Source organism: Burkholderia sp. Ac-20392 (genome assembly GCF_017104585.1).
Taxonomy (GTDB): Bacteria; Pseudomonadota; Gammaproteobacteria; order Burkholderiales; family Burkholderiaceae; genus Burkholderia; species Burkholderia lata.
On sequence record NZ_JAAGPB010000007.1, the window covers coordinates 1 to 24,873 of the forward strand.

Genomic DNA, 24,873 nt, shown 5'->3' on the forward strand with positions numbered 1-24,873 from the left:
CGCCGCTGCGCAAGCGCAACGCGGGCTTCGACGTCACGCAATGCTTCATCGGCGCGAACGGCGCCAACGGGCTCGTGACGGCCGTGTCGTTCGCGCTCGCGCCGCTCGAACGGTCGTCGTGCGCGGCGTTCGTCGCGTTTGCGTCGTACGACGCGGCGCTCGCCGGCCTGCTCGCGTTCGAGCGCGCGTTCGGCGAGATGCTGTCGGCGTTCGAATTCATGTCGGCCGCGGCCGTCGGCTGCGTCGCGGCCGCGTTTCCGGCGGCGCGCATTCCGTTCGAAGCCGATACTGCCGCGTGCTATGCGCTCGTCGAGATCGCGACCGGCATGCCGGGGCTCGACGCGCTGCTCGAGGAACGCACGATCGCGACGCTCGACGCGCTGGCGAGCGAGCGCGTAGTGCTCGACGCCGCCTGCGCGCCGGCCGAACGGTTCTGGCGGATCCGCGACGCACTGCCGGCCGCCGTTGCGCAGGACGGCATTCCGCTGTCGTTCGACGTGTCGTTTCCGCGCGGCGCGCTGGCCGCGTTCGTCGCCGATGCCGAGCAGTGGATCGCGGCCGCGCATCCGTTACTGCGCTGTCACACGTTCGGCCATTTCGGCGACGGCGGCTGCCATCTCGTCGTGTCGATCCCGCACGCCAGTGCGGAACGCTACGGGCCGCTGCAGCAGGTGGCGCTGCGCGGCGCGCTGTACGACCGCGTCGTGCGGGCCGGTGGCTGCTTCAGCGCCGAGCACGGCGTCGGGCCGGTCAACGTCGCGTACTACCGCAAGCACGTGCCGGCCGCACAACGGCAGGTTGCCGCCGCTATCCAGCACGCCGTCGACCCGCTGGGTCTGATCGGGCGTGTCCGCTATTGATGCGCCGTTGCGCGGCGCCACGGAGAATTCGCATGATCCTTCGACACTCGCCCGGCCCCGGTACGGTTTCCGAACCGGATGCCGACCCGCCGTACTCCGGCATCCCGGCCACGCTGCCCGACTCGGGGGTCGTGGTCAACGTGCGAGGGGTGGCGTACGTGATCAAGCTGCCGCCGCGCGATCACGCGCGCCCGGCGCTGTGGCGCGAGTTGGCGGATTGGCGTGACGACCGGTCGGCTGGCGGCAACGGCGAGCCGGAGGCGCGGCAGGATTGAGCGCTCCGGTGCGTTGAGAGGCCTCCACGGAAACGACCGCGGCGCCGGACAACCTCGGTCGTCCGGCGCCGCGTCGGGCGCAGCACGCGATCGGAGAATCAGAACACCGCGTGCCCGCTGATCAGGCTCGGCAGCCAGGTCGAGAAGAACGGCAGGTACGTGACGATGTTGATCGCACTGAAGATCGCGAGGTAGTACGGCCACGCCATCTTCGTAGTCTCGCCGATCGACACGTTGCCGATCGCGCAGCCGACGAACTGCACCGACCCGATCGGCGGATGCACGAGGCCGAGCGAGCAGTTCAGCAGCAGCATGATCCCGAACTGCACTGGCCCGACGCCGCACGCCATCGCGATCGGCAGGAACAGCGGCGTCGTGATCAGGATGTGCGCGGCCATGTCGACGAACGTGCCGAGGAACACCTGGATGATGTTGATGTACAGCAGCATCAGCCACGGCGCGGCGGTCGACTGCTTCAGCAGCCCTTCGATCGCATCCGGGATCTCCAGGTACGACATCTGGAAGCGCAGCATGTTGGACACCGCGATCAGCAGCAGCACGACGCCCGTCGTGCGCGCCGCATGCGACAGCGCGCGGCGCAGCTTCGCGGCTGTCAGCGTCCGGTAGACGAAGGCGGTCAGCACGAGCGAGTACACGACGGCGATCGCGGCCGCTTCGGTCGCGGTGGCAATCCCCTTCGCGACGCACACGAGGATGATCGCGATCACCATCAGGCCCGGCACCGCGCCGACGAAGCTGCGCAGCACCGCATACCAGCCGGGGAACGCGGGCAGCGCGGACGAACCGTCTTCACGGCGCGGATAGCGGTGACGCACGGCCTGCCAGTACGCGGCGGCGAGCACGAAGCCCATCACCCACAACACCGGCAGCAGCCCCGAGAACAGCAGGTCGCCGATCGACACGCCGCTCACCGGCTGGCCGTGCAGCATCCCGGTGATGCCCTGCGCGGCGAACGCGTAGATGATCATGTTGGTCGACGTCGGCATCAGCGCGCCGGCGAGCGACGCATGCGTCGTCACGTTGACCGCGTACGCGGCGCTGTAGCCTTCGCGCTTCATCAGCGGAATCACCACGCCGCCCATCGCCGACGTATCGGCGGTCGGCGAGCCCGACACGCCGCCGAACAGCGTACAGGCGACGACGTTCGCCATCCCGAGGCCGCCGCGGAAGTGGCCGACGGTCGCCTGCGCGAAGCGCAGGATCCGGTCCGCGATGCCGCCATGCAGCATCAGTTCGCCGGAGAAGATGAAGAACGGCACCGCGAGGAACGAGAACGCATTCATCCCCGAGATCATGGCCTGCATCGCGGTCGCGATCGGCAAGCCTTCGACCATATAGGTCAGCACGCAGGCTATCCCGAGCGCGAACGACACGGGCACGCCCAGCACGAGGAAAATCAGAAAACTGACGGACAGGATCGCGAGTTCCATGGCGTTATTGTCCCGGCGAAGAACGACGAAGCGCGAGCAGGTGCTCGAGCGAGAAGAGGATGATGGCGATCGCCGCGGGCATCGCGATCAGGTAGCGCACGCCTTCGGGCAGCCCGATGATCGGAATGCGGTCGCCCATCGTCTCGGCGGCCATGCTGCCGCAGCCGACCATGATCATGATCGCGAACGCGATCAGGCTCAGGTGCTGGATCGCGATCACCACCGTGCGCGATTTCGGCGGCAGCCGGCGCACGAGCGAATCGAGGCCGATATGGCCGCCGTCGCGCACCTTCATCGCCGCACCGAACATCGCGATCACGATCACGAGCAGCAGCGCGATCGGCTCCACGAAATCCGGCGCGTTCTCGAACACGTAGCGCATCACGACCGCGTAGAACACCAGCACCGTCAGCACCGCGAGGCACGCCGACGCGATCACCGCCAGCACGCGGAACAGCACGTCGTTCACGCAGCGCAACAGCGGCGCGGCATGCGGCCGCGCCGGCGTCGCGCCGTCCGGGGCGGCGGCCGCCCCGCCCGAGGCCGTCGCGCCGTTCAGGGAAGTGCGACGCGTCACTTGGTGGCCTCGATCTCGTCGACGATCTGCTTCATCTGCGGCGTCTTCTCGTACTTCGTCCACAGCGGCTGCATCGCCTTCACGAACGCCGCGCGGTCGATCTGCGCGGCCGGCAGGACCTTCGCGCCGCCCTTCGTCACCGTCTGCTGCGCGGATGCTTCACGCGCGGTCCACAGCTTCTGGTAGTACGGCACCGAATCGGCCGCCGCCTTCTTGATCGCCGCCTGCTCCTGCGGCGACAGCGTGTCCCAGACCTTCTTCGAGAACACCAGCACTTCCGGCGTCATCGCGTGCTGCGTCTCCGAGTAATCGGGCGCCACTTCGTAGTGCTTGGTTTCCTCGTACGACGGCATGTTGTTTTCAGCCGCGTCGACGAGGCCCGTCTTCAGGCCCGTGTACACCTCGGCGAACGGCATCGGCGTCGGCGTGCCGCCCATCGCCTTGATCTCGTCGACCATCAGGTCCGACGGTTGCACGCGCACCTTCAGCCCCTTCATGTCGGCCGGCGAGCGCACCGGGCGCTTCGCGTAGATCGAGCGCGCGCCGCTCTCGTAGAACGTCAGCGCGATCATCCCCTTCGCGGTGAACGCGTCGAGGATCTTCTGGCCGGCCGGGCCGTACATCGCCTTGCGGAAATGATCGACGTCGCGGAACAGGAACGGGAACGACGGGATCAGCGATTCCGGCACGATCTCGTTGAACGACGCGCCGTTCACGCGCGCCATGTCGATCGCGCCGATCCGCACCTGGTCGACCGTGTCCTTCTCCGAGCCGAGCGCGCTGTTGCCGAACACCTTGATCGAATCCTTGCCGCCCGTCTGCTTCGACAGCTCGTCGCCCATGAACTTCACGGCCATGTTGGTCGGGAAGTTGTCGCCATGCACGTCCGCCGAGCGGAACACGCGCGCCTGGGCGGACATCGCGAAGCCGGCCATCAGCGCGACGGCCAGGGCAATACGGGAGCGGTTGAATCGGTGCTTCATCGTCAGTCTCCTTGATAGTTGTGCTCGTTGTTGCGCGGCGATCCGCCCGCATGCGCATTCTTCGGCGCCGTGCCCGCTGACCGCTGAGTCATACGTCGTATGACGTGTTGACGCGAATGTACGTCGGTTAATCGTTTAACTCACTTGGTGCATACCCGTAGAGCCGGTGTCATGACGGGTTTGGGGTATATTTCAGGGAATCGTTTTCTCTGTTTAGACGAATTTGCGCGAAACGTTTTCTGGGAAGGGGTTCGTGTTCAAGCGGGATGGACAGCCAGTCGCGTCCGACGGCATCGGAATGCAATCTTTCGCTTCGCTTGCATTTGTCATAGGATGACTGACTTCAATGTCAGTGTGCTGGCGCGATGCCGTACGCACGCACCACCACGCACCATCGCGTGAGGCATGACAAGGAAGGAACAACAGGGAATCCGGGCAACGGCAGGCGGCAAGCCTGCCCCGCCGCAGGGCGCCAGAGTACGTGCGACTGGCGCCACGGTTTTGTGACTCTATACGCCTAAGTTACTGCGACTGCCCTACGCATTGTCGACAACACTTCGTGATGTCGCCGTCCGGAGTCGTACCACATAGGTCGCATGGTTGCGTAGGACGCGCGGCTGGCAACATGCTTTTCAGACTTTCGACCAAATCGACGTAACCGACTTGGTTCGCAACTCCGACGGCGGCGGCCGGCCACAAGTGGTCAGTCGGCGACAGAGGATAGACCGTCGATGATCTTTAGCCGTGTGACTCGTTTTGGTCGTTCAGATCGCGTCACGGCCCCCGTGACATGTGGGTCGGTTCACAGATCAAAATTACTGTGCCAATATATCTGACATGGAACGCCACATCGTCTCGAACCAATCTCGTCATCATCACGGTCGCCACTCGACGCGCCGTGGTTCGTTACGTCCATAGCAGGACATCCGGGATTGCAGCTCTCCCTTCCTGTACAAACGACCAAGGCGCCAACGGCGCCTTTTTTATTTTTTACCCCAAGGAGGACTCTCATGACCATGATCCGCGGAACACGCTTCATCGTTGGCAAGGAAGCCGCGCAAATTCGTGCACTGGAAACCCGATTCCGGAGCTATCTTCACTAACGTTGGAGCAGAGGAGGCGATTGTCCCTGCGTTGTGGTCGCAAGATACATTCATTCAAAAAGCCGGGGGCAGCGAGATCATCGGCCAGATGTGGGCCTTTCCCGATAAGAAGGGACGCGCTTGCTGCCTGATTCCTGAGGCAACGGCACTGTTCCAGGAGCGATGCAGCGAGTTGCTGGGGCGACAAAGGGAGCGGATGTTGTTTTATATCGCTCGGTGCTACCGCTATGAACGACCTCAAGCCGGTCGCTATCGTGAATTCTCCCAACTAGGATTTGAATATCTATGTCCCAGCCCAGAAGTCGCAGTTAGACGCAGCCAGGAGGTAGCGGTCGGCTTTTTCGATTCGCTCGGCCTTCGCTATGAAATCGACGATTCGGCCCGCAGGGGCCTCAGTTATTATCTGAACGGTCGGGGCTTCGAAATGCGCTGTACTGAACTAGGAGCGCAACAGCAAGTGGTTGGTGGCGGTGCATATCAGGAGGGAGCCGGCTTCGGCATCGGCGCTGAAAGACTACTATTAGCGATGACCGCTCAGGGGCTTGTGTAGCGAACTCCAATGCCGATGGGGCTTGCTGCTCGGGACAGTCGCAAGCTCTATATCGCCCGCTACACGTAGTAAAGCGAAGGCAGGAACGTCCGCTTTCCGCGATTTCGATTGTCCCTTACGGGTCGAACTGAGCCGGAAGTGTCGGACCGGGTCCGGCCAGGAGCAGTCGCTCGACGCTGCAGCCCAGATCGCCGACAATTGGACGTCGATAGTCCATTCGAACGTCTCTATGAACGCTAGGAGTTCCCGCTTCTTTATCGCTGGGTGTATTGATGAGCCTGTTTTTGTCCTGGATGGGATCGCTTCGGAATGGTTGTTCGTTTCAAAATTCTGGCAACGGGCAAACACCTTACTCGGGACAATGTTCGATCAGTTCGAAGAGGAAGTGGCTGAGCCCGCGATACTTAGCCAAATCGCATGTGAACTGGCACATCAAATTTGCGAACTTGAGGAGCGGGAAGACGAGACTATTAGCTTCGTCTACAGATGGACCCCACAAGGGGAGGTCTATGTTCTGGAGACGCGTCGAGCGACCCTTATCTCGCAGTTGGAAGCAGTCCGTGACTTCCTTTTCCTGGCGGCCAAAAATGATGAAGCACTCGAGTTGAGTCTTTAGGCAGATCAACCGTCAAATGGCTTGCCTCTCCGGATGCAGCAAAGTTTCTTGATGTCGGAGTGACCGAAGTTGGGCGGTGGAATTGTCCGCTGCGGGTCGATCTGCGCCGGTCGCGCGTTGCGGGGCGGCGGCCGACCGCGTTCGGCCAGTAAGAGTCGCTCGACAGTGATTCAATGCTTGCGCTGTGATGAGGTGCCGTTGCCCCGCTCAGCTGGCACAAGAGTAGACTTCGCCTTCGTCGCCCCGGACGACGGCAGATAGCGCGGCCGCCAGATGAAAAGCAACCGCCATCGTCGGATCGGCTGAGGACGTATTCGGAGGCGCATTGAAACTGGCATGGTCCCTATACCAGCTAAACGTCTTGATCCATTTGCTGCCAACGAGGACAGAGACATTGCCAGGTCTTCCCGGAATCGAAATTCTTTCGCCAGTGACTGGGTTCACAGACGTGACGGCACTCTCGTCCTCTTTCAAAGAGGCTTGCCCTTGAATCACGTCCAGCCACTCATCCAGAGAGATCGGCGGATCACGTTCGATGTGCAGTCGATAAGCCATGGCCGAAACCGGAACGGTGGGGAGGCGATCACGCTAACACGAATGACCGGTTCGGAGAAAACTGACTGACCGCTCCGGGTCGGCAGCAGTCAGTCGGGTGCAACGCAATGCCACTACGTTAGCGCCGCAGTAGACCAATCGCACGAACTCCGACGCACCGCCCCGACGCCGGTGGAGCAACTGAACGTAAATCGCCGACTTTCTGCACACACCGTTGCCGATACTCTGGCGCCCTACGCCCCCCCACCCCGCCCCCTCACGTCTGCATAACCAGCGACGTCAGTTGCGCCGCCCGCGCCACGGCCGTCTTCGCATAAATCGATTTGATCTGCGTGCGGATCGTGCCGATCGACACGCCGCGCAACGCCGCACATTCCTGCGGCGACAGCCCGTCGCAGCACAGCAGCACCGCGAGATCGGCCTCGGCCGACGACAGCCCGTAGAACACCCGCAGCCGCTGCGCGCGGGCCGACGGCGAACGCAGGTCGGCGGCCGTCATCAGTGTCGCGACGCCCGGCCGCTCGCGCCTCAGGCGCGACTGCTCGGGCACCGGCATCAGCGCCAGCGGCAACGGTTCGCCCGTGGCGCGCCGCAACAACAGCCCGCCGCGCGCGTACGCGTGCCGCCATTGCACATCGTCGACACAGCCTTCCGGCGCGAATCGCCCGTTCACGACCCGCAGCGCCGGTTCCGCGGCGATGAGTTGATCGGCCGCGCGATTCGTGTAGCGCAGCTCACGCTGCGCGCCGAGCAGGAAGACCGGCACCGGAATCGCATCGAGCGCCGATTCGGCGGCGGCCACGCGCGCCTCGAGCTCGCCGATCCGTGCCTGGATCTGCAGCGCGCGGCTGATGTGCATGCCCATGTTTTCGATCGCGTGGCGCTGATCGTCGGAAAGGCCTTGCGATTCGGGGCCGCCCTGGACGCTGAGGAATGCGCCGGAGCCCTCGCTGCGATGGATGTACAGGCCCGAGATGCTGCCGAGCCCGTAAGGGTGAAGGAATTCCTGGTAGAACGCGCTGTGCGCGCGCTGGTGCGCGGACAGGTGCTTGACGTCCTCGAACCAGCGGCCCGCCGGCCAGTTGGCGGCGACCGGCACGACCGGGTCGTACAGATAGAACTCGGTGTTGTAGGTGTGGTAACACGCGGCGACCCATGACGCGTCGTCACCCGCCGCCTGCTCGATCGCCGGCACCCGCGCCGCGTCGTCGAAAGACAGCAGCGTGACCATGCGCACGCCGACCCACGATCGCAGCCCGTCCAGCACCGTTTCCCATCTTTGATCGCCCAGTGCCGCAGCGTAGACGTCATCGATCCATGCCGATGGAATCAACCCGTTCATTTGCATCTGGCCACCCCGCGCCGTGCGTTTTTGTCGAACGTCTTCTGCGCATCTTAGTCAATCGGCGCCAACGTTTAAATCACTCGTTCGTGTTTGATCGAAATACCACGTTTGTTACCGTCTATCGTCAGACGTAATAGCCGCTATTCCGTCACACGCGGTGCTGCCGGCTTTTCATCCGGATCACGGTATGCCATGATGCGGCGCATGACGATTCGAAACACCACGATCTCGCTGCACCATCACCACGGACGCCCCCTGTTGCGCCGTGGCTCGTTTCGCATCTAGCAATTGCATCGGGTGAATGCCCGATCCAGACGACAACCAAGGCGCCTCCGGCGCCTTTTTTGTTTTTTGCCGCCTTAAAAACCGGCTGCGCCGATCAATCGAACCCGTATGGAGTGTTTTCAATGCAACAGCCCTGGAAAGCAGTCGCCTTGTCGGATTTACCGCTCCGCGAGGACCTCAAGTCGCAGCACGCGTACGGGGCGCCGCAGCTCGATGTGCCGGTCTGCCTGAACGTCAACGAGAACCCCTATCCGCCGTCGCCCGCGCTCGTCGAGCGCATCGCGACCGCGGTGGCCGACGCCGCGCGCGCGGCGAACCGCTATCCCGATCGCGACTTTGCCGAGCTGCGCTCGCATCTGGCGGCGTATCTGACGCACGACACCGGCGTGACGGTCGACGTATCGAGCGTGTGGGCAGCGAACGGCTCGAATGAAGTGATCCAGCAGATCCTGCAGGCATTCGGCGGCCCGGGGCGCTCGGCGCTGGCCTTCACGCCCGCGTATCCCATGTATGACGAATACTGCCGCACGACTTTTACGCGCCTGCATACGTTGCCGCGCACCGAGGATTTCGCGCTGGATCGGGATCAGGCACTCGACAGCATTCGCAAGCACCAGCCGAGCGTGGTGCTGCTGACGTCACCGAACAACCCGACCGGCACCGCGCTGCCGGCCGACGATATCCGCGCGATACTCGACGTCGCACCGGGCGTGGTCGTCGTCGACGAAGCCTATGCGGAGTTCCGGCGTCACGGCGTCCCCAGCGCGGCGACGCTGCTGCCCGCGTATCCGCGTCTCATCGTCACCCGCACGCTGAGCAAGGCGTTCAAGTTCGCCGGCGGCCGCGTCGGGTATTGCGCGTGTGCGCCTGCGATCGTCGAAGCATTGAAGCTAGTTCGATTGCCCTACCACCTGTCCGCCTTTACCCAGGCGGCGGCCTGCGCGGCGCTGGTCGCGCGTGACGAGATGCTGTCGCAAGTGGAGGCGATCAAGGCCGAGCGCGATTCGACCGTCGACTGGCTGCGTGACCTGGGCCTCACGGTGGCCGATTCCGATGCCAACTTCGTGATGTTCGGCAAGTTTGCGGATCGGCACCGGATCTGGAGCGGCCTCCTGCGCCACGGTGTCCTGATTCGCGAGTCGGGCCCGCCGCCGTATCTTCGCGTGTCCATCGGCACCGGCGCGGAGATGGCCGCGTTTCGTGCGGCCCTGCTTGACGTGATGGCGCTCGAATAAGCGACCGGCCATCCGGTCGACGACGCGATGGAGCGCATGCCCGCGCCGGATCCGACGATGCACTTACTTCATCGTCGCGAACCGCATTTCCATCGCGTTGATCTTCGCGAGCACCGCTTCGCTGAGCATTCTGACGTGGCGCGGCACATCGGGCGCCGACAGCAGCTCCTCGATTCGCCCTCGCCAGTAGCTCGGATGCCGCACACGCGCCGCACCCGACATCGACACATCGTCAGCGTTCGTCTCGCTGTCCAGGAGAGCGACCATTCTCTGAATGTGAGAGAGCTCTCGTTCCGCATAGTCTCGTGCCAGCATATTGATTGAAATCCCCGAAATACGACAGCAGGCCTTCCGTCATCAACGCGCCATCGTGTTGCGATGGAAAGCATTCACCGCACACGTTTGTCGCCATCGTACGCAGAAGCTGTGTCAGTAAACCGCGTGGGCATTCGCTGATTTCGATACGGAATGGGGAGCCTGTCCGATTGTTCTGATGACTTCCGGCCCCGATGCCCTGTGGTCAATCGTAGGCTTACTGTCGGGCGATGACATCTCCCAAAGTGGGGATGCGGAGCGATATTGGCGAGGCAGTTTTTACGGAATTTTCTGATCGTCGGGCGTCGCGCGGCAGGCATGCGGTTGTCGACAACGCGCAATCGCGCCGACTACTTGAACGGCATGCCGTCGGCGCGCTGCTGCCGGGCAGGCAGGCGGCGAGGATGTGAACCGTGCACGGGCGAAGTGCACCGTTCGTATGCACGACGACTGCAGATGCGAACGTGCAGCGCCGTGTTGCCGTATGCGTCGGCTGCGCCCGCGCTCTCCTCGATGAACCAGTGTGCGGGATTGCCCGGATACTGTTCGAACGACAGCGCAGCCCACTTACCCAACCCGCCGCGCCCCTTCATATTGCAGGCATCGAACACCGCCCGAAGCTTCGCGAGATCGTCATCGGCGAGCAACCTATCGAAGTCCTTTGAGGTAGCTTCTCTTTTTTCTTTCCGCATTGCTGGCGCCTGCTGTCACTGGCAGGCGCGCCATGCGTCGGATATCGGAATGCTTCGCGGAACTACACACTTGCGAGACAGGGGCCGCCGGAGTCAGATACGGGCATCGCCGTGCTTCAGCCCGAAAATAAAATCGACTTCCACCGAAGCGCCTTTCGGCAATTGCAGCACGCCGACCGACGTGCGCGTATGAACACCTGCGTCGCCCAGCACCGCATACAGAATGTCGGATGCGCCGTCGGCAACTTCACTTTGCATCGTGAAGCCGGGTGCGCTGCGCACATACACGGTGATACGCGGCACCGTCGCTATCACGTCGAGCGTGCCGCAATGCTTCCTGATCAGCGACAACGCACGCAGCGCCGCTACGCCGGCAGCCCGGCGACCGTCGTCGAGCGAAATGGATTCCCCGACTACGCCCACGAAATGCACCACGTCGCCGATACGCGGAATCTGGCCGGCAATATAGGCCGTGTTGCCGTCGACCAGAACGGGCGTGTACTTTCCGCCGATCCTGATTTCGTCGTCCGGATTGAAGCCGAATGCGGCCGCGATCCGAGTCAGCTCATCATCTCTGTTCATTAGTGAATCCCCCGATACTTCAGAAAAATGTAAAGAATAATTAAGTCTCGGTTGCTTGTCTCCGGGAAGAAAACCCGCTGCGAACGATCAAAGTGATCGTGCCGCCGCCGTTAAAAGGTTCCGGGTAATCCTCTACGTTTTCTCAAACATGACACACTTCTCAGGTGTTCGAAGCAGTCCTGCATCGCTTTATCGATGACAAATCTCGTAGTCGAAGAGAATTTCCTAAAAATTTGCCGCTGAAACCGCTATCATGTGTGTACTCAACCTGAAGAGTGATACATGGCAACTTACAAGGAACTGAAAGCCCAAATGGAAGCTTTGGCCGAGAAAGCCGAAGCTGCCCGTGCCGCGGAATTCCAGGCGATCGTCGACGACATCCGCACCAAAGTTGCGGAATTCGGCATTACCGAGAAAGACATTTTCGGTACGCGCCGTGGTCGACCGGCCAAGCAAGCGGCCGCCCCCGTGCAGGCAAAGTATCGCGACCCGAAGACCGGGGCAACCTGGTCAGGCCGCGGTCGCGCGCCCGCATGGATCAAGGACGCGAAGAATCGCAATCGATTCCTGATCCAGGAATAAGATTCTCGACACGTACCGGCGCGCGGCTCCGCGCGCCGTCCTGCTATATGGGCATCGATACCGGCGGTATTTAAAAGCTGCTCCGGTGTGGTGAAGATTTGTGTCATCCGGCGCGTGGTTGCACGCTACGCGCCGGATTGCATGCTGCCCAATATTTCCTGATTCAACGTTCGTAATAAATCGCAAGCCAGACGGATTGCGTTTCTTCGTGCGTCCATGCAACGCGATGGCGGCAATGCGGCTCGATCAGCACGTAGTCGCCGGGATGCATTTCATGGCGCGTCGGGCCTTCTTCGAATTCGAGTACGGCTGCGCCCGACAACAACACGACCCATTCGGCGCGCGAGTCGTCATACCAAAAGCCGTCGGGGCTCGTGTGGCCCATCGATACGATCCGCTCGACGTTCAGACGCTGCCCGGTGACGAGGAGGTCGATTTGTTCATCGGCGTCATGCTGGCTATCGGTGGTGAACAGGTTGCCGGTTTGAAGGTGCATGGGGTGGCCTCGTCGGTGGCATTCGGGGGAAAGAATCAGGCGTTGAGATGGCGGGGAATGTTCACTGTAGTCCAACGGCTGCTATTGAGGCTGGCTCGTTTCGTCGGGAAGCGCCGCGGCAATCCTGAAACCCCTTGCACGTTCAAGCGCTTCCATCGCATCGACGATGCATGTTTTTTATAGGCTTGATCAAGGGTGTCGTGCGCAAAGATGAATCAGGTTTGCGTACGCTGAATGCACTCGACGAAATACTCGAGCGCCGCCGTCAACACCAGATCGCGCCGATGCATGAGCCCGAGCGTCAAACGCGGCTGGCATGCATCCGTCTCCAGCCGCTGCAAAAAGCCTGAGCGAACCGGTTCTTCCAGCAGAAATTCCGGCCATACGCTGACGGTGCCAGGCTCCTGCGCAAGCAGCCCGTAAAGCCGTTGCGACGTGCATACATTCACATGCGACGGCAACGGCAACGCACGCTCGCCGCACAGTTCGCGCCAATACGCGGGCAGACTTTCGCGAGTATGGCCATAGAGCCAGCGTGCGCGCGCGAGATTGTCGAGCCGCGTCTCGTCCGCCAACGCATCGCCCTGACGCACCGCCAACACCTGCGCGGCTTCGCTGAGTGGCACCACGCGATATTCAGCCGTCACGTCGCTACTGGCGATAAAGGCCACACACAGATCGAACGACCCATCGCGCAGCCCGTCGATGATCTGCGTGGGCAGGCATTCGTACACGTTGAGCCGCACGTCGGGCAAGCGCGCACGAAAAGCACACAACGCCTGCGGCATCGCAAATGACGACGCCAGCAGCGACACGCCAATCGACAGCGTGCGCTCCGCGCCCGTGCGCATCTCCTCCAGCTCACGTTCCGCGCTGGCGATTTCCGCCACGACGGCGCGCGCGCGACGCAGCAGCATTTCGCCATAGCGCGTGAGACGCACGCCTGCGCCGCTGCGCTCCAGCAATTGCACGCCGAGGCGCGCTTCCAGTTCCTTGATGCTCTTGGTGACCGCGGGCTGGGAGACGTTGAGCGCGTCGGCGGCGGCCATGAGCGTGCCGTGCTCCGCGATGGCCACGAGCGTTTGCAATTGCGCTGTCTTGAGCGTGCCTCGTTCCATAAGCATTCGCTATGAGCATGAGAAATTGGAAATTGGCGGCGAGCGCCCCGCCCCTAGTATGCGAGCTCCGGCACAACCGAAGGCCGGAAGTATACAAGGAGGCAATATTGGCACCGAACACGGTCGATTTCGACATCGACGAACTCGTCGCCTTGCGGCGCGACATCCATGCCCATCCGGAAGTGGCGTTCGCCGAGCATCGCACGAGCGAACTCGTCGCCGCCAAACTGCGCGCGTGGGACATCGAGACCCATACCGATATCGGCCGCACGGGGGTCGTCGGTGTCGTGCACGGTCAGCGCGGCCCCGGGCGCGTGATCGCCTTGCGCGCCGACATGGACGCCCTGCCGATGGAGGAAGAAGGCCGCCCACTCCACCGTTCGCTGCGGCAAGGCGTGTTTCACGGTTGCGGACACGATGGCCATACCGCCATGCTGCTTGGCGCCGCCCGTCATTTCAGTCGCCATCGTGACTTTGCCGGCACGCTCGTGCTGGTTTTCCAGCCCGCCGAGGAAACCGGCGGCGGCGCGAATGCGATGCTCGCGGACGGCCTGGAAACACGCTTTGGGTATGACGAAATCTACGCGCTGCACAATGCGCCTCATTTCGCGCCCGGCACTTTCGGCGTGCTTGACGGCGCGATGCTGGCCTCGTGCGACGAAGTCGTGATTCGCATCGATGGTGTGGGCGGACATGGATCGGCGCCCGAAAAGACTCGCGATCCGGTAATGGCCGCGGGGCAACTGATCTGCGCGCTGCAGACCGTCGTCAGCCGTTCGATCGAACCGAGCGCCACGGCCGTGCTGAGCATCGGCAGCGTGCATGCGGGCAGCGCGCCCAACGTGATCCCGTCGCACGCTGAATTGACGGGCACATTGCGTGCCTTCGACGAAACCGTGCGCGCGCTCGCCAAGTCGCGCATCGGCACAATCTGTGCGGGCATCGCGACGCTCAGCGAATGCGACATTGCCGTCGAGTTTCGCAACAGCTCGCCCGCGACCGTGAATCATCGCGAACAGGCCGAAGCGGCAGCGCGCGTCGCCACCGGCATTTTCGGCACGGAAAACGTGCTGCGCGATTTCCCGCCGCTCAACGGCTCCGAGGACTTCTCCGAATTCCTGCTGCGCCGCCCCGGTGCGTATGCGCTGCTGGGACAAGGCGGCGTCTATTGCCATCACCCCGAATTCGATTTCAACGACGACGTGCTGCCGCTCGGCGTGCGCTTCTTCGTTGAACTCGCCCACGCGCGCTTCGCGGCTTGACCGCCCGACTTCAACACGATCAAGGACAATTCGATGGAACACCTCAATTCGCCTGCGCTGCGCACCGCGATCATCTGCGCGGCCGCGGCCTTCATGTGCGGTAGCGCTTCGGCCGCCACCTTGCGCTTCGGGACCGATCCGAGCTATCCGCCCTACGAATACAAGCAGCCCGACGGCAAACTGGCCGGTCTCGACATCGATATCGGCAATGCAATCTGCGCGGCGGCCAACGTGAAGTGCGTGTGGGTCGAAATCAGTTTCGACGGCCTGATAGCGGGGCTGCAATCACGCAAGTTCGACGCCATCAACGCCTCGCTCGCACCGACCGCGGCCCGTCGCGCGGTGATGGATTTCACGCAGCCTGTCTACCCCGCGGATATTCGCCTTGTCGCGGCGCGCGGCAGTCATCTCATGCCGGACGTGACGTCACTGGCCGGCAAACGCGTGGGCGTGCTGCAAGGCTCCACGCAGGCCGCATTCGCGAAAGCCAACTGGGCGCCGCATCACGTACTCGTCCAGGAGTACCCGGATCAGGAGAGCATTTACGCCGATCTCGTCAACGGCAGACTCGACGCGACGGTCGTGCTCGGATCGGCGGCGAAGCTCGGTTTTCTTGGCAAGCCGCAAGGCGCGCGCTTCGAATTGGCAGGACCGCGTATCGACGATCCCGCGATTCAGGGCGCAAGCAGCGTGATTGGCGTGCGCAAGGGCGACGGCGGCACGCTGCAGGCGCTCGACGCGGCGCTCACGCGCCTCAAGCGGGACGGCACGATCAACCGACTCGAAAAGCAGTATCTCGGCGACGTTCCCGACGCGAAATGACTGCGCCGCGGACGACCGACGTCCTCCGCGGAGAAACACCCTAAAACAACATACCGGAGATCCAATGAAAAAATCCCACCTGCTCGTGGGCATGCTTGCAGGCATGACGCTCACGCCTGCGTGGGCGCAGAGCACCGTCACGCTGTTTGGATTGGTCGATCAGGGCATCGACTACACCAGCAACGTGCGCGGTCATGGCGTCACGGAAATGCTGAGCGGTGCGGCGCAAGGTAGCCGCTGGGGCTTGCGGGGATCGGAAGCGCTGGGCGGCAAACTGTCGGCGGTCTTCCAGCTCGAAAACGGCTTCGACGCCAGTTCGGGGCGACTCATGGAAGGCGGCCGCATGTTCGGGCGGCAAGCGTGGGCGGGTATCGCGCACGACGATATCGGCAGGCTCACGTTCGGCCGCCAGTACGACTCGCTTGTCGAATATCTCGCCCCGCTCACGGCGAACGGCAACTGGGGCGGTTTCCTGTTCCAGCATCCGTACGACAACGACAACACGGACAACTCATTCCGTCTCGACAACGCCGTGCAGTTCAACAGCAGCAATATTGGCGGATTGCAGTTTGGCGCGACCTATGCGTTTTCGAACACGCCGGGCCAGGTATCGACCAATAACGCGCAGAGTCTTGGTGTGAGTTATTCGGTCAACGGGCTGTCGCTCGGCGCGGCATGGTTGAACGTGACGAATCCGGGCGCCACCGCGCTGGGCGCAGTGACCACCGACGATGCGGGTTTCGTGGCCTCGCGCCACCGCGTCTACGGCGCGGGCGTCAACTATCAGCTCAAGCGCGTGACACTGGGCTTCGTGTACACGCATACGAGCCTGAACGATCCGACCGCGTACTCGTACATCAGCGGCGCGATCGCGCCAGCCGGGCAGCACGCGTCGTCGCTGAAATTCGACAACTTCGAGGTCAACGCGAACTGGGCGATCACGACCGCGCTCATGCTCGGTGCGATGTACAACTACACCGAGGCGACGCTCGACACATCAGCGGGCACCTATCGGCCGAAATATCACACCTTCGGCGCGATGCTCGACTATGCGTTCACGAAGCGTACCGACGTTTATGCGATGGCGAGCTATCAGCGCACCATCAGCGCAAACAGCGGCACCGCTCTGGATATGGCGTACGCAGGCGGCGCGGACGACATTGCGTCCACGCAACGCCAATTCGTCGGCCGGGTCGGTCTGCGACACAAGTTCTGAGCGTTGGAGAAAGGGACCTTGGGGCGCTCGTGAATATCTATCGAGCACTCCAGGAGCCCCATGGCGCCGGCGAGCGCCGCGGCATTGTCGTAACGACCGTGGGGTCAAGCCGCACGTCGTCAACGCCGGCAGAAAAGCCGATCAATCGAAGGAATTTTCAACCCACGACACTTGCTTGAGGTGCGGCTCTGCTAGCAGAAGAAGTCTTCTTTGCCGGAGTAATGCACCCACTACTCCGGCCTTCCATCCCGGCGATCAGAACCCGTGGTACATGCCGATGTTGACTTGAACCTGGTTGCCGCCCGATGCGGTGTTGCCGAAGTCAGCCGCCGACGCCTGAGCGCCCTGGGCATGAACGTACGCACCCATCGCATACAGCGCGGTGCTCTTCGACAGCGAGTACGTCGCACCCAGCGACACCTGGTTGATCGACGCCATCGTGCGGCCCTCGGCAGCCAGCTTGGGCGTGGCTGCGGAACCGTAGACGTACGTGTACCCGGTCGCCAGCGACAGCGCCGGATTGACCTGGTACTGCAGGAGCGCACCCAGCACGTTGAAGTGGATCGACGGCTGGCCGGCGTTGCCCTGATACTGAGCGTTCGAGTAGCGCAAGCCGGCCGTGTACGGCCCAATCTGGTATTGCGTCGCGACTTGCGCGATGCCCGCGCTCTTGAACGCATTGCCGCCGTTGTAACCCGAACTCGGATAGCCCAGCGCGCCACCGAAACTCGGTTGCGCCGTGGCGTTCGTCCACCCGTTCGCACCCTGGTTGACAGCACGGAAGTAGCCGCCGGCAACCGTCAGGCCACCCTGAGCGTAGTTCGCGGCCACCGACCACGACTGACCCGAACCCGTCGAACCGGCAACGCCGCCGAACGAGTACGCGCCTTCAGCCTGGAAGCCGTGGTAGAGCGGCGAAATGTACTTCACGGCGCTGTTCTGGTTCGTCGTGTTGTCGTTGTTGTCGACGTCGCCCGGGGTCGAGAAGGTCGACGCAGAAATGGCGTCGCCCGTCAGGACCTGAACCATTTCCGTCACGGCGTCGAGCTGGCGCCCCAAACGCACGGTACCGTACTGATCGGAAGAGAGGCCCACGTAGGCCTGGCGGTTGAACAGCGAACGCGTGGTGCCGATCGGCCCCTGGCCGCCGATGCCGCCTGTGCCGATGTTGAAACCGTTTTCGATCTTGAAGATGGCCTTGAGACCGCCGCCGAGATCTTCCGTCCCCCTGAGGCCCCACTTGTTCGAACCTGCGGCACCGCCATCGAGGCCGTACCGACTGTGGCCGTTGATGTTCGACGTGTAGCCGATACCTGCATCGAGCATGCCATACAAGGTGATCGACGACTGTGCCATTGCTGCCGACGATGCTGCGAAGGCGGCAACAGCGATAACGCTGACCTTGATGTTCTTGTTTTTCATCTGTATTTCACTGTCAGGAGTGGTTTCGGGATTGTTTGAAACGCGTCTTGTCGTATTCGAATGCAGATGACGGCGCACGGCCTGCGCGTCGTCTCAAGCTGAAACGGCCGATGTCATATTCGCCAGATCGGCATATTTGACTCGATCATTTCGTCATCCTCAAAATTACATGCAGGGAGGCACCTCGCATCTCGACCTATCCTGCATTCCCTCGATTAGAACCATCGCGGCGTCCCAACCTGGACGAAAGCCGCTGCCTTGCTTTCGTTACCGCTCCAGCTATACGGCACCGCCGGTCGCGCAAACGAACTCGCCCCCTGCGCAATGACTCCCGAACGCGTGTTGCACACACGCAGGCACACGAGGATCCGGACGAACAGATGTGCCGAATCCGCGAAGCCGAAACACTCGAGCGGATCACCGCGCGGAACCGAACGTTTCTTCGATGGCATTTCAAAGAAGCACTGCATCGTCACGTTCCACGCTCGCGCCAGACCCACGAGCGAGGTCGGCGATGACGAAGCCGGACCACGCTCGACCTGCGACAACAAGCGGCCTGCAAATACCGACCGCCATTGCAGGCCGATCGAGCGTCCGGTTCAGCCGCTAGCGAAGTACGCCAACTTTTCGCCTTGCGCCAACGCAACCGGGTCGTGCTTTGCAAGTGCGAAAAACCATATCAGGAACATAAATCGTCGTCAAAATTTGTTTGATATAAGTTAATCGCGTTTGATAACCTTGCGACTTACCGGGATTTCCCTAATAGGAACTAGCCGCAAGAGTCAGGGGGATCCGCGTCGCCACGCTGATGCACGATCAGGCAAGGATCGGGGGTCGAATGGAAGTGCCTATGCGGTGACTGCAGACGATCTCCGCCCCGACTTTGCGTCGCGCCTGAAATCGCTGCGAGAAGCCAGCATTCTGGTCGGCATCGCGGATTACGCTTCTTCTACGCCATTGAATGGCAGCATTTAGAGAGGAGGATCGGGTATTCGGATCCGCGACGCGGTTTCGGCTGATTGCGACTGCTTTTTTGTTGCCTGGCTTTTGGGGAAAGCGCTACACGACTCAAACGATTCGCGGGCTGCTTTTCTTCGCCGCATTTCATTGAGCGATCGATGAAGTCTGGCAGGCGGAAGCTCAGTATGCGTTATCGGTAACGACGATCCTTGGCGGACTGGCGAATCGATTTCCGGGGCATCGCGGATCACCGGGCAGCCCGCATAGCGCGCTGCCCCTGGAAAAACAACAAGCGAACCCGCAAGGAATGAAGAGATTGACGCACCCAACCAGCGCTTCTGATGTTTGAGGGGGTAAGTCGGTTTCGAGTGAACGTCAACCACCGCGTCGCGCTCAGATCCCCATCCGCTCCGCGACACCGTCCCGATCGACGAACTTGTGTTTCAGTCCGGCCGCGATGTGCATGGCCAGCAATAGTCCTAGCGTCAGCACCAGCGCGCGATGCAACGCATCAGTCAGGAGTCGCAATGGTTCGTCGCGGCCGACGAGCACGGGCAATTGTGCGATTCCGAAGAAACTGACCGGATGGGCGCCGGCGAGGCGGTGCACGTAGCCGGTCAGCGGCACGAGAAACAGCAGCAGGTACAGCACGCCGTGCAGTACGCCCGCGATCCGCGCCTGCCAGGCCGGAACGCTGGTCGGCAGCGGCGGCGGCGTATGCGTCGCACGCCACACGAGGCGTGGCACGGTCAGCATGAAGATCAGGCTGCCGATCGATGCGTGATAGAACAGGATGCCGTTGAACTGCGACGAGTTGTGCGGAAACGTATCCATGTAGATTCCGATCGACAGGTTCAACAGGATCAAGATTGCGATCGACCAGTGCATGGCAATCGCGAAGCGCGCATAGGCGACATGGTTGGGGTGTGACATGGCGGTCTCTCTGTGTCGGTTGGGTGGTGTGCACCTGTACGTTCGATGTGTCGAACGACGTGACGCCCCCGATATACCGGAACCGACCAGCATTTATTCCCGCAGCACGCATCAGTCGCCACTATTTTTCATGGAAGGCAACTGATACATCTTGAAAGGTATGGGTTGTCATGGGCGGCATGGCACCGAAAGCAACGCCATCGGGCGCCCCACCCACCTCCGACGACACTGTGCCGCTCAAGCGGCCGACGTCCGTTCATCAGCGGTCGCGCCAGCGCGAATCCCGGCGGTAATGAAGGTCACCAGATGCTCGGCCTTGCGCTTCAGGGCGCCGGCCTTGACCTTGCCGCCCGAGATCCGCTCGATGCGGCTGTCGAACACGCTCATCACCAACGCGCCCACCGCGAACAAGTAGGCCCAGTGAGCATAGTTGGCGCTATGGCCCGGCAGCGTCTTCCTGATTGCGCTGATGAACTCCGCCGCAAACGGATCGAAATAGGCAGCAACGATGCCGCGCTCGGCCTCGCGCGGATCGGACGCTTCGCGCGCAACGAGTTTGGCATACGCGAGTCCGGACTCGGTATTCTGGATTTGCATCACCGGGAGCACGAAGGCGCGCACGATATGCTCGAGCGGGTCCTCCCCTGCTGCCATGGGTTCACGAAGCAAACCCAACCGGGTGTCGAGCACGGTCTTGCGGCGCTCGAACAGCGCGCGGTACAGACCCATCTTGGTCTCGAAGTGATACACGATCAACGGTAAGCCGACCTCGGCCGCCGCCGCAATATCCCGCATCGAAACGCCATCGAAACCGCCTTCGGCAAACAATCGCTCTGCCACGTCGAGCACCCGTTCACGCTTGCTCGTCTCGACCGTCCGTTGCGCGCCCTTCCCGCTCCGTACACCGGTCGCCTTTCCCGTGACTTCCTTCGCTTGCATGGTTTCTCCGCTGTCCTGTGGCCCGATTGCCGCGCATGCCCTTCCGTTCATTACGCGGCGCCAGTTTACACCAACACGATACTGACTGTACGATCGTACAGTCTGCATAACGTGAACGCCGCTCTGCGGCGTCGGTGGTAAGTCCCCCAAACCAGGAGCAACCGCACATGACACGACGCTTCGTCGATCTTTCGATCTATCTGGAAAACGACGTCATTTCCGATCCACCGGGTTACGGCCCCAGGATTCAGTATCTGACGCACCGGAATACGGCCAAAGCCGTGACAGCCTTCTTTCCCGGACTGCAGGAAACCGACCTGCCGGACAGCGAAGGCTGGGCCATCGAACACATCCAGTTGAGCACACACAACGGGACTCATCTGGATGCGCCCTATCACTTCCACAGCACGATGAACGATTCGAAGGGCGAGCGGGAGCGTTCGACAACGATCGACGAAGTCCCGCTCGACTGGTGTTTCCAGCCCGGCGTGAAGCTTGATTTCACCGGCTTCGACGATGGCTACGTCGTGACCGCTGCCGACGTCGAAGCCGAGCTTGCGCGCATCGGCCACGAACTCAAGCCGCTTGAAATCGTCGTCGTCAACACGCGTGCAGGCCAGCGCTATGGACAACCCGACTATGTTTCCTCGGGTTGCGGCATGGGCTTCGACGCGACCATGTACCTGCTCGAACGAGGTGTGCGCCTGACTGGCACCGACGCGTGGAGCTGGGACGCGCCCTTCACCCATACCGCGAAAAAGTATGCCGAAACGCGTGATGCGTCGCTGATCTGGGAAGGGCACAAGGCCGGCCGCAAGATCGGTTATTGCCACCTGGAAAAACTCCACAATCTCGAGGTTCTGCCACCTCACGGCTTCTTCATCTCGTGCTTCCCGCACAAAATCCGGGGCGCCTCCGCTGGCTGGACTCGCGCAGTCGCGATTTTCGACGACGCCCTCAATGCAACAGCTTGCGACCCGCATCGAACCGTATAGGCGAGGAGCCTCAATGGAACTGAATCACACACATGACGCCACGCAACGCAGTTGGCTGGAAGCGGCCAACGTGGCGGGGACCGACTTTCCGTTGCAGAATTTGCCGCTCGGCGTGTTTCGCCGCCGGGGTCGCGATGAAACCTGGCGCGGCGGGATCGCGATCGGCGACCAGATCGTCGACCTCGCTGCGTTACGGCAGGCGGGCTGCATGGACGGCCTGGCACTCGACGCCGTGCGAGCGGCCGAGGCAACCACACTGAATGCGCTGCTCGAGATGGGGCCGACTGCCTGGCAGGCACTGCGCCATGCACTCTTCGACCTGCTGCGGGCCGGCAGTCCACATGAGCCGGCCGTACGGAAGACGCTGGTATCGCAAGCGGAAGCCGAGTACACCGTGCCCGTGCGTATCGGCGACTACACCGACTTCTACACCTCGCTCGATCATGCGGTGAACTGCAGCCGCCCGCTCGGCATGGCGATCAGCCCGAATTTCGACTGGTTGCCCATCGCCTATCATGGCCGCGTGTCGTCGATCGGGGTCAGCGGTCAACAGGTCCACCGGCCAATGGGACAATACCGCCCGGATCCGTCCGCCCCGCCCGTTCACGACGCCTGTCGCCGGCTCGACTACGAGCTGGAACTGGGCGCGGTGATGGGGGTCGGCAATCCGCGCGGTCATTCCATCCCGCTGCGTGATGCTCAACGGCATATTTTCGGGCTCTGCCTGCTGAACGACTGGTCCGCGCGCGACATCCAGTCGTGGGAAATGCAGCCGCTCGGGCCATTCCTCGCGAAGAATTTCGCGACGACGATATCGCCCTGGCTGGTCACCCTCGAAGCATTGCTGCCGTACCGCACCACCTGGTCACGCGTCGCCGAACGCCCGCAGCCGCTCGATTACCTGTCCTCCGACAACAACAGCGCGGCCGGTGCGTTCGACATCCAGCTCGAGGCGTCGATCCTCAGCGCGCGCCAGCACGCGCAAGGACGCCAGCCGCGCACGTTGACGCACACCAGTTTCCGGCATCAATACTGGACGTTGGGGCAGATGATCGCGCACCACACGATGGGCGGCTGCAACCTCCAGCCTGGCGACCTGCTGGGAAGCGGCACCATCTCGGGCCCGTCGTCGGGCGAAGCCGGTGCGTTGATCGAACTCACGGCCGGCGGCACGCAACCCGTCGATATCGGCAATGGCGAAAGCCGCACTTTCCTCGACGACGGCGATACCGTCATTTTCCGGGGCTGGTGCGAACGCGATGGTTTTGCACGAATCGGTTTCGGCACCAACCATGGAACCGTATTGCCGGTATCGTCCGCGGAAAGCGCGCAATGACCGCAAGTCATTTCGCAATCGCCCCCTGAGACAACGCGAGGATCATGAGTGTGGTCCTCGCGCGTTGAAGCGCCCCGTCGATCGACTCGCGGCGTCCGCACACCGTGCTTGAACGCCGCCCCCCAATAGCCAGGACGCATTCGTGAAATCGCCGCCAGCGCTTTTTGCTGGCGGCGATTTCACGGCATGTGTTTTTCGGATGCGCTAGAAGAGGTGACGAACACCAGCGACGACGCCCACACTGCTGCCGGTTGGCTCGTACAGCGCGCCATTCACCGTGAATCCGGTGTGCATCAACCCGTGGTTGTTCACGCATGCGGCGGAGCCATACAAGGTCGTACGCTTCGACAGAAAGTAGTGCAGCCCGGCAGACGCCAGCAACGAATGGTTCGCCGAGTCGTTGCTGTCCCGCATGTACCAAACGCCCAGGTCAGTGGACAGTGACGGCGTGATCAGATATTCGCCACCCGCAGCGTAGACTTTCTCGTTGAAGGAGCCGGCGATCTTGTAGCTTGTGTACGATCCCTTCAGTGTCGCGCCGCCCCACGTATAGCTCGCGCCGATCGTTCGTCCGCTGAATTCGATCGTTGATGGAAAGGGAGTGGAAACGCTGGCTGACCCACCGGGATTTCCACTGAAGAGAGCCGCGTTCACGACCAGGTCTTTCCATTCGTACCTGACGCGAGCCGCATACTGGCGCCCCGCCTGAAATCCGTTCGGATCGCCACCCAGCGCAAGCAATGCACTCGCCTGTATGCCGGCGATCGTCGGGCTCGTATAGGACACGGCATTCGCGACGAAAATGCCGGTCGCGAAAAAATTGCCCATGTAAATGCCGGCCTGACTTCCGAAGAACGCCGCATGCCGTGCGTCCGTGTCGACGATCGCGAGCCCGAACGGCGAGTATTGCAGACCGGCCTTGACGGTACCGTAGCGCCCGGACAGTCCAACGAAGGCTTGCCGTCCGAAGAAATTCCCGTTCGAGTTGCCCAGCGCCCCATTGTTCGTCGTAAAGCCGCTTTCCAGTGTAAAGATCGCCTTCGTACCGGCGCCCAACTCCTCGACACCGGTGATACCAAAGAGCGACCCCGACATCGCGCCGTCCGTTGCCGATACCTGATGCGGGCCACTGGCACCCGTTCCAGCGTCGAAGGACCGGCTCGTGTACATCACACCGGAATCCACGACACCGTACAGCGTGACGTGACTTTGCGCATGCGCTTGTGACGGCAGACCCAATGCGGCGACCGAGACAGGGATCAGCAGCATCGGACGGATTGTTTGCATCTTGCTCACGTTTTTATGTCTCCTCCATTCATGCAGGACTACAAAATAATTAATGAAGATCGGACTGCATGCGGCGCTCGG

Annotated in this window: 25 protein-coding genes; 11 read left to right on the plus strand and 14 right to left on the minus strand. The window is 62.2% G+C overall.

The window, feature by feature from the left end; all coding sequences use genetic code 11:
- Together G3N99_RS01775 and G3N99_RS01780 are read left to right on the plus strand one after the other, a co-directional pair.
- Nucleotides 1-860: FAD-binding oxidoreductase (locus G3N99_RS01775; protein WP_206121478.1), on the plus strand; the 860-nt coding region annotated here is incomplete at its 5' end.
- Between the two features lie 32 nt (nucleotides 861-892).
- A complete protein-coding gene (locus tag G3N99_RS01780; protein WP_206121479.1) occupies nucleotides 893-1,135 on the plus strand; it encodes a hypothetical protein in 243 nt (80 codons plus the stop codon).
- A 98-nt stretch (nucleotides 1,136-1,233) separates the two neighbouring features.
- Here the strand turns inward: G3N99_RS01780 and G3N99_RS01785 are convergent, their stop codons facing one another.
- The 3 genes from G3N99_RS01785 to G3N99_RS01795 are packed head-to-tail and all read right to left on the minus strand — an operon-like array spanning nucleotide 1,234 to nucleotide 4,146.
- The gene (locus tag G3N99_RS01785) at nucleotides 1,234-2,586 is read right to left on the minus strand and encodes a TRAP transporter large permease (RefSeq protein ID WP_206121480.1); all 1,353 of its coding nucleotides are present in this window, start codon (nucleotides 2,584-2,586) and stop codon (nucleotides 1,234-1,236) included.
- Nucleotides 2,587-2,590: 4 nt separating this feature from the next.
- Nucleotides 2,591-3,163, minus strand: coding sequence for a TRAP transporter small permease (locus G3N99_RS01790; protein ID WP_174939286.1), 573 nt, complete (start codon nucleotides 3,161-3,163; stop codon nucleotides 2,591-2,593).
- The gene (locus tag G3N99_RS01795; protein WP_011350123.1) at nucleotides 3,160-4,146 is read right to left on the minus strand and encodes a TRAP transporter substrate-binding protein; all 987 of its coding nucleotides are present in this window, start codon (nucleotides 4,144-4,146) and stop codon (nucleotides 3,160-3,162) included. Before G3N99_RS01795 ends, G3N99_RS01790 begins: the two co-directional genes overlap by 4 nt.
- A 1,065-nt stretch (nucleotides 4,147-5,211) precedes the next feature.
- Here G3N99_RS01795 and G3N99_RS01800 point away from each other — a divergent pair.
- The gene (locus G3N99_RS01800; RefSeq protein WP_346778455.1) at nucleotides 5,212-5,799 is read left to right on the plus strand and encodes an ATP phosphoribosyltransferase regulatory subunit; all 588 of its coding nucleotides are present in this window, start codon (nucleotides 5,212-5,214) and stop codon (nucleotides 5,797-5,799) included.
- 229 nt (nucleotides 5,800-6,028) lie between these two features.
- Nucleotides 6,029-6,415, plus strand: coding sequence for a hypothetical protein (locus tag G3N99_RS01805; protein ID WP_174933478.1), 387 nt, complete (start codon nucleotides 6,029-6,031; stop codon nucleotides 6,413-6,415).
- A 207-nt stretch (nucleotides 6,416-6,622) separates the two neighbouring features.
- Here the strand turns inward: G3N99_RS01805 and G3N99_RS01810 are convergent, their stop codons facing one another.
- Both G3N99_RS01810 and G3N99_RS01815 read right to left on the minus strand, forming a co-directional pair.
- On the minus strand, nucleotides 6,623-6,970 hold the full coding sequence (locus G3N99_RS01810) for a hypothetical protein (RefSeq protein WP_206121482.1): 348 nt from the start codon (nucleotides 6,968-6,970) through the stop codon (nucleotides 6,623-6,625).
- 256 nt (nucleotides 6,971-7,226) lie between these two features.
- Entirely contained in the window at nucleotides 7,227-8,312 is a 1,086-nt protein-coding gene (locus tag G3N99_RS01815) for a helix-turn-helix transcriptional regulator (RefSeq protein ID WP_241011412.1), read from the minus strand.
- A gap of 410 nt (nucleotides 8,313-8,722) precedes the next feature.
- Between G3N99_RS01815 and G3N99_RS01820 the strand changes: the two genes are divergently transcribed.
- Nucleotides 8,723-9,835: a histidinol-phosphate transaminase gene (locus G3N99_RS01820; RefSeq protein ID WP_206121484.1), complete on the plus strand. Its 1,113-nt coding sequence runs from the start codon at nucleotides 8,723-8,725 to the stop codon at nucleotides 9,833-9,835.
- Between the two features lie 63 nt (nucleotides 9,836-9,898).
- Here the strand turns inward: G3N99_RS01820 and G3N99_RS01825 are convergent, their stop codons facing one another.
- From G3N99_RS01825 to G3N99_RS01835, 3 genes are all read right to left on the minus strand, one after another.
- Nucleotides 9,899-10,150 (minus strand): hypothetical protein, encoded by a 252-nt coding sequence (locus tag G3N99_RS01825; RefSeq protein ID WP_174933486.1) that lies wholly within the window; start codon nucleotides 10,148-10,150, stop codon nucleotides 9,899-9,901.
- A gap of 350 nt (nucleotides 10,151-10,500) precedes the next feature.
- Complete coding sequence (locus tag G3N99_RS01830) at nucleotides 10,501-10,842, minus strand: hypothetical protein (RefSeq protein WP_206121485.1); 342 nt, start codon at nucleotides 10,840-10,842, stop codon at nucleotides 10,501-10,503.
- 93 nt (nucleotides 10,843-10,935) lie between these two features.
- Nucleotides 10,936-11,424 (minus strand): RidA family protein, encoded by a 489-nt coding sequence (locus G3N99_RS01835; RefSeq protein ID WP_206121486.1) that lies wholly within the window; start codon nucleotides 11,422-11,424, stop codon nucleotides 10,936-10,938.
- A gap of 282 nt (nucleotides 11,425-11,706) precedes the next feature.
- Between G3N99_RS01835 and G3N99_RS01840 the strand changes: the two genes are divergently transcribed.
- Nucleotides 11,707-12,006: an H-NS histone family protein gene (locus G3N99_RS01840; RefSeq protein WP_011350136.1), complete on the plus strand. Its 300-nt coding sequence runs from the start codon at nucleotides 11,707-11,709 to the stop codon at nucleotides 12,004-12,006.
- Between the two features lie 163 nt (nucleotides 12,007-12,169).
- Here the strand turns inward: G3N99_RS01840 and G3N99_RS01845 are convergent, their stop codons facing one another.
- Nucleotides 12,170-12,502, minus strand: coding sequence for a cupin domain-containing protein (locus G3N99_RS01845; protein ID WP_206121487.1), 333 nt, complete (start codon nucleotides 12,500-12,502; stop codon nucleotides 12,170-12,172).
- A gap of 215 nt (nucleotides 12,503-12,717) precedes the next feature.
- Entirely contained in the window at nucleotides 12,718-13,620 is a 903-nt protein-coding gene (locus G3N99_RS01850; protein WP_206121488.1) for a LysR family transcriptional regulator, read from the minus strand.
- Nucleotides 13,621-13,724: 104 nt separating this feature from the next.
- Between G3N99_RS01850 and G3N99_RS01855 the strand changes: the two genes are divergently transcribed.
- From G3N99_RS01855 to G3N99_RS01865, 3 genes are all read left to right on the plus strand, one after another.
- Complete coding sequence (locus tag G3N99_RS01855; protein WP_346778458.1) at nucleotides 13,725-14,882, plus strand: M20 aminoacylase family protein; 1,158 nt, start codon at nucleotides 13,725-13,727, stop codon at nucleotides 14,880-14,882.
- A gap of 33 nt (nucleotides 14,883-14,915) precedes the next feature.
- The gene (locus G3N99_RS01860; RefSeq protein ID WP_206121490.1) at nucleotides 14,916-15,704 is read left to right on the plus strand and encodes an ABC transporter substrate-binding protein; all 789 of its coding nucleotides are present in this window, start codon (nucleotides 14,916-14,918) and stop codon (nucleotides 15,702-15,704) included.
- Nucleotides 15,705-15,768: 64 nt separating this feature from the next.
- The gene (locus G3N99_RS01865) at nucleotides 15,769-16,920 is read left to right on the plus strand and encodes a porin (protein WP_206121491.1); all 1,152 of its coding nucleotides are present in this window, start codon (nucleotides 15,769-15,771) and stop codon (nucleotides 16,918-16,920) included.
- Nucleotides 16,921-17,175: 255 nt separating this feature from the next.
- Here G3N99_RS01865 and G3N99_RS01870 read toward each other — a convergent pair whose 3' ends face one another.
- The 3 genes from G3N99_RS01870 to G3N99_RS01880 all read right to left on the minus strand — a co-directional run bounded on the left by G3N99_RS01870 (nucleotide 17,176) and on the right by G3N99_RS01880 (nucleotide 21,174).
- Entirely contained in the window at nucleotides 17,176-18,342 is a 1,167-nt protein-coding gene (locus tag G3N99_RS01870) for a porin (RefSeq protein ID WP_174933498.1), read from the minus strand.
- Between the two features lie 1,353 nt (nucleotides 18,343-19,695).
- Nucleotides 19,696-20,235, minus strand: coding sequence for a cytochrome b/b6 domain-containing protein (locus tag G3N99_RS01875; protein ID WP_174982642.1), 540 nt, complete (start codon nucleotides 20,233-20,235; stop codon nucleotides 19,696-19,698).
- Between the two features lie 237 nt (nucleotides 20,236-20,472).
- A complete protein-coding gene (locus G3N99_RS01880; RefSeq protein WP_174939260.1) occupies nucleotides 20,473-21,174 on the minus strand; it encodes a TetR/AcrR family transcriptional regulator in 702 nt (233 codons plus the stop codon).
- 167 nt (nucleotides 21,175-21,341) lie between these two features.
- Between G3N99_RS01880 and G3N99_RS01885 the strand changes: the two genes are divergently transcribed.
- Both G3N99_RS01885 and fahA read left to right on the plus strand, forming a co-directional pair.
- A complete protein-coding gene (locus G3N99_RS01885; RefSeq protein ID WP_206121492.1) occupies nucleotides 21,342-22,169 on the plus strand; it encodes a cyclase family protein in 828 nt (275 codons plus the stop codon).
- A gap of 13 nt (nucleotides 22,170-22,182) precedes the next feature.
- Complete coding sequence (fahA, locus tag G3N99_RS01890) at nucleotides 22,183-23,505, plus strand: fumarylacetoacetase (RefSeq protein WP_206121493.1); 1,323 nt, start codon at nucleotides 22,183-22,185, stop codon at nucleotides 23,503-23,505.
- Nucleotides 23,506-23,709: 204 nt separating this feature from the next.
- Here fahA and G3N99_RS01895 read toward each other — a convergent pair whose 3' ends face one another.
- On the minus strand, nucleotides 23,710-24,792 hold the full coding sequence (locus tag G3N99_RS01895; protein WP_174939315.1) for a porin: 1,083 nt from the start codon (nucleotides 24,790-24,792) through the stop codon (nucleotides 23,710-23,712).
- Nucleotides 24,793-24,873 lie beyond the last annotated feature (81 nt).

Coding starts and splice junctions, on each gene's coding strand:
- G3N99_RS01780 (WP_206121479.1), top strand. CDS start 893: ATGATCCTTCGACACTCGCCCGGCCCCGGTACGGTTTCCGAACCGGAT.
- G3N99_RS01785 (WP_206121480.1), bottom strand. CDS start 2,586: ATGGAACTCGCGATCCTGTCCGTCAGTTTTCTGATTTTCCTCGTGCTG.
- G3N99_RS01795 (WP_011350123.1), bottom strand. CDS start 4,146: ATGAAGCACCGATTCAACCGCTCCCGTATTGCCCTGGCCGTCGCGCTG.
- G3N99_RS01805 (WP_174933478.1), top strand. CDS start 6,029: ATGAACGCTAGGAGTTCCCGCTTCTTTATCGCTGGGTGTATTGATGAG.
- G3N99_RS01810 (WP_206121482.1), bottom strand. CDS start 6,970: ATGGCTTATCGACTGCACATCGAACGTGATCCGCCGATCTCTCTGGAT.
- G3N99_RS01815 (WP_241011412.1), bottom strand. CDS start 8,312: ATGAACGGGTTGATTCCATCGGCATGGATCGATGACGTCTACGCTGCG.
- G3N99_RS01820 (WP_206121484.1), top strand. CDS start 8,723: ATGCAACAGCCCTGGAAAGCAGTCGCCTTGTCGGATTTACCGCTCCGC.
- G3N99_RS01825 (WP_174933486.1), bottom strand. CDS start 10,150: ATGCTGGCACGAGACTATGCGGAACGAGAGCTCTCTCACATTCAGAGA.
- G3N99_RS01830 (WP_206121485.1), bottom strand. CDS start 10,842: ATGCGGAAAGAAAAAAGAGAAGCTACCTCAAAGGACTTCGATAGGTTG.
- G3N99_RS01835 (WP_206121486.1), bottom strand. CDS start 11,424: ATGAACAGAGATGATGAGCTGACTCGGATCGCGGCCGCATTCGGCTTC.
- G3N99_RS01840 (WP_011350136.1), top strand. CDS start 11,707: ATGGCAACTTACAAGGAACTGAAAGCCCAAATGGAAGCTTTGGCCGAG.
- G3N99_RS01845 (WP_206121487.1), bottom strand. CDS start 12,502: ATGCACCTTCAAACCGGCAACCTGTTCACCACCGATAGCCAGCATGAC.
- G3N99_RS01850 (WP_206121488.1), bottom strand. CDS start 13,620: ATGGAACGAGGCACGCTCAAGACAGCGCAATTGCAAACGCTCGTGGCC.
- G3N99_RS01860 (WP_206121490.1), top strand. CDS start 14,916: ATGGAACACCTCAATTCGCCTGCGCTGCGCACCGCGATCATCTGCGCG.
- G3N99_RS01865 (WP_206121491.1), top strand. CDS start 15,769: ATGAAAAAATCCCACCTGCTCGTGGGCATGCTTGCAGGCATGACGCTC.
- G3N99_RS01870 (WP_174933498.1), bottom strand. CDS start 18,342: ATGAAAAACAAGAACATCAAGGTCAGCGTTATCGCTGTTGCCGCCTTC.
- G3N99_RS01875 (WP_174982642.1), bottom strand. CDS start 20,235: ATGTCACACCCCAACCATGTCGCCTATGCGCGCTTCGCGATTGCCATG.
- G3N99_RS01880 (WP_174939260.1), bottom strand. CDS start 21,174: ATGCAAGCGAAGGAAGTCACGGGAAAGGCGACCGGTGTACGGAGCGGG.
- G3N99_RS01885 (WP_206121492.1), top strand. CDS start 21,342: ATGACACGACGCTTCGTCGATCTTTCGATCTATCTGGAAAACGACGTC.
- fahA (WP_206121493.1), top strand. CDS start 22,183: ATGGAACTGAATCACACACATGACGCCACGCAACGCAGTTGGCTGGAA.
- G3N99_RS01895 (WP_174939315.1), bottom strand. CDS start 24,792: ATGCAAACAATCCGTCCGATGCTGCTGATCCCTGTCTCGGTCGCCGCA.